Origin of the sequence: Paraburkholderia sp. LEh10, assembly GCF_017814945.1 — a bacterium.
In the GTDB taxonomy this organism is placed as follows: domain Bacteria; phylum Pseudomonadota; class Gammaproteobacteria; order Burkholderiales; family Burkholderiaceae; genus Paraburkholderia.
The window spans coordinates 1-2,790 of record NZ_JAGIPX010000174.1 but is presented as its reverse complement, the minus strand read 5'-3'; the positions used below and the strand labels follow the sequence as shown (position 1 = coordinate 2,790).

Sequence of the window (2,790 nt, the reverse complement as noted above, 5' to 3'; positions counted from 1 at the left end):
CCACGCAAGGCCCGCGCAGATCGCGCCGCCCGCCACGACGGGACGCGGACCGAAGCGGTCGACGAGCCATCCTTCGACGGGCACGAGCCAGGTTTCCGTGAGAATGAAGATCGAGAACGCGAGCTGAACTTCAGCCTGCCCCCAGTGATGCTTTGCACTCATCGGCGCGACGAACAACGTCCACGCATATTGCAGGTTGGCGACGAGCGCCATGCACAGGATGCCGAATCCTAATTGCCACCAGCGGTTGCGCCAAAACGCAACCGGAGCTTGCTGAGAAATGCTGTTCATGTGCCTGTCTCCGCTATCTATTTGGGACAGCCGGCGAAAGCGCCGGTCTGTATGCATGCCACCTTATAGTTGTGTCCCGTTGAACTGCCTCGGGTGTATTTCGTAATGCCAATTCCAGTACTTCTTTTCAAAAAAACCTTTAAACCGATTTACCGAATCCTTTATCTGACATATGAAGGCAGATCGGTCATCCGTTCTGACGCTGATCGCATCTGGCCTTGTTTTTAGGCGTTAACCCGATGCTTGCGCTTCAAAACGTCCATTACAGAATCCATGCTAGGGTCAATGCTGAATTACTGATAATTAAAGTTTGTTACCATGAAGATTCATCTTCGCTTATACATCTGCCATGACAATGCGTAACGCGACCCTGCGCCAGTTGAAGGTCTTCGAAACGGTGGCGCGGCACCTGAGCTTCTCGCGCGCGGCGGAGGAACTGCACCTCACGCAGCCTGCTGTTTCCACGCAGGTCAGGCAGCTCGAAGAGCACGCCGGTTTGCCGCTTTTCGAGCAGCTCGGCAAGAAGATCTACCTGACGCCGGCCGGCACGGAAATGCTTCACTACAGTCGCGCGATCATTCAGCAATTTCATGAAGTCGATGAAGCGATGGGCCAGCTCAAGGGCATATCGGGCGGCAAGCTGAACGTCGCGGTGATCAGCGCGGGCGACTACTTCTTTCCGCGGCTGCTGGCCGAATTTACACGCCGCTATGCGGGCGTCGAACTGAACCTTTCGGTGCACAACCGCGAAGAACTGCTGCATCAGTTGTCGACCAACCAGACCGACCTCGCCGTCATGGTGCGCCCGCCGCAAGAAATGGATTCGATCCACGAAGCGTTCGCGCCGCATCCGTACGTGATCGTCGCAGCGCCCACGCATCCCCTCGCCAGCAAGCGCAACATCAAGATCAATCAGCTTGCCAGCGAAGCATTTGTCGTGCGCGAGCGCGGTTCGGACACGTGGAATTCGATGGAGGAAGGCTTTGCGGGGCGACTCACGAACCTGAAGATCGCCATGGAGATCAAGAGCACCGAGACGATCAAGCAGGCCGTGATTGCCGGCATGGGCATCGCGTTTCTGTCGGCGCACACGATCAGCCTCGAATTGCAGGTCGGCCATCTCGTTGTGCTCGACGTCGAAGACTTTCCGGTCATGCTGAACTGGTACGTCGTGCACCGCAAGAACAAGCGGCTGCCGCCCGTTGCCGTTGCGTTCAAGCGCTTTCTGCTGGAAGAAGGTGCGCAGCTGATCGAGCAGATCACGCGCGTGAATCAATTGGCCGTCCATAAATGACGGGCTATGGATTGCCAATAAAACTTTAACTATTGCGGATTCGCCGCGGCTTCTATGCTGTGGTCGATCACCACTCGACTGCATGGGAGCACGGCGATGAATCAATCTGCCAATCTGCACAATGAAGCGTTGCTGAGCGCCTACAACGCCGCGTTCAGCGATCTCGGCCTGCGCTTTCGCTGGAGCCAGGCGACGCTCGATTTCTTCGACGATGTCAGCAATGAACTGGCGCGCATTACCGCGTATATCGAGCGCTTTCATGCGCATCTGCTCAACGCCTATGACGCCGACTTTCTCGCGCAACTGATCTTCGACCGGAAGAACCAGTTTTATCGCGAGTCCGTGGTTCAATGACGCGGGGTTGCAGTTCATCCATGACTCTCTTCGGTGTCCGCGCTTCGTGAACGGGATGGTTCGCGACGCAGCGGACCGCCCGTGTTTTCCTCAGTGGCGTCTCAGTGGCGTTTGATCTGGTAACGTTGCCGGCTGCGCACGCGCATCGTTGCATGCGTCATGTGCGTGTGCCGCGCGGACGACGCACAGCACGGTTGCGTCCGGCGCCGACTGCTCGTCCATGACCAGCGTTGCGTGAAATCGTCGGCGGGTTGCATGCGCGCGGCGTCGCCGTCCCACGCGACGCGCAGCGATGCCCCGCGCCGCGCGGTCATGCCACAATGAGCAGGCGCGTGATGCTCGTGTGTGGTCAGCATCACATGTGCGCCGAGCGCTGCCGCGAGCAGGCTCACTGCGAACAGCGCCGCGATGCCGGGTATTTGCGCCGGCTCGTCGACAAAAGCGTAACCAAGCCAGATACACAAACCGAGCGCGACGATATCGACGATCTTGTCGCCGGCCGCGCCTTGCCGGATGTTCGGCCTGTTGTGCGTGAGCCGGCCGACGAGCGTGGTCGCCGCGATGGCGAACAGCAACGCGCCCGCGAAAACGAAGACGTACAACTCCAGGCGCTCTAGCCCGGACCACGCGATGAAGCCCATACAATCCAGCATGTCATGTCCTCGTTTCGCGCATTCGCGGCTGTGGTTGTTTCCGTTGTGGTCCGATTGCCTGCCTGTTGCTTCGGACTATTGCTTCGGACTGCTGCTTCGGACTGCTGCTTCGGGCTGCTTCGTTCAGATCGCGCCGCACGCCCTGAGCGCTTCGATCTGCGCGGACGAATAGCCGAGTTCGGCCATCACTTCATCCGT

Annotated in this window: 5 protein-coding genes; 3 read left to right on the top strand and 2 right to left on the bottom strand. The window is 58.6% G+C overall.

The annotated features are described in order from the left end of the window. Positions 1-291 (bottom strand): MFS transporter (locus tag J8I87_RS43665; protein WP_209938837.1); only part of this gene is annotated, 291 nt, incomplete at its 3' end. A 349-nt stretch (positions 292-640) separates the two neighbouring features. On the opposite strand from J8I87_RS43665, the gene J8I87_RS43660 reads away from it, so the two are divergent. Continuing rightward, positions 641-1,585, top strand: coding sequence for a LysR family transcriptional regulator (locus J8I87_RS43660; protein WP_209938836.1), 945 nt, complete (start codon positions 641-643; stop codon positions 1,583-1,585). A gap of 96 nt (positions 1,586-1,681) precedes the next feature. Further along, a complete protein-coding gene (locus J8I87_RS43655; protein ID WP_209938835.1) occupies positions 1,682-1,939 on the top strand; it encodes a hypothetical protein in 258 nt (85 codons plus the stop codon). Between the two features lie 101 nt (positions 1,940-2,040). On the opposite strand, the gene J8I87_RS43650 is transcribed toward J8I87_RS43655, so the two are convergent. Then, the gene (locus J8I87_RS43650) at positions 2,041-2,592 is read right to left on the bottom strand and encodes an NADP transhydrogenase subunit beta (RefSeq protein WP_209938834.1); all 552 of its coding nucleotides are present in this window, start codon (positions 2,590-2,592) and stop codon (positions 2,041-2,043) included. Between the two features lie 3 nt (positions 2,593-2,595). Here J8I87_RS43650 and J8I87_RS43645 point away from each other — a divergent pair. Then, a partial coding sequence (locus J8I87_RS43645; RefSeq protein ID WP_209938832.1) for a hypothetical protein occupies positions 2,596-2,790 on the top strand: 195 nt, incomplete at its 3' end.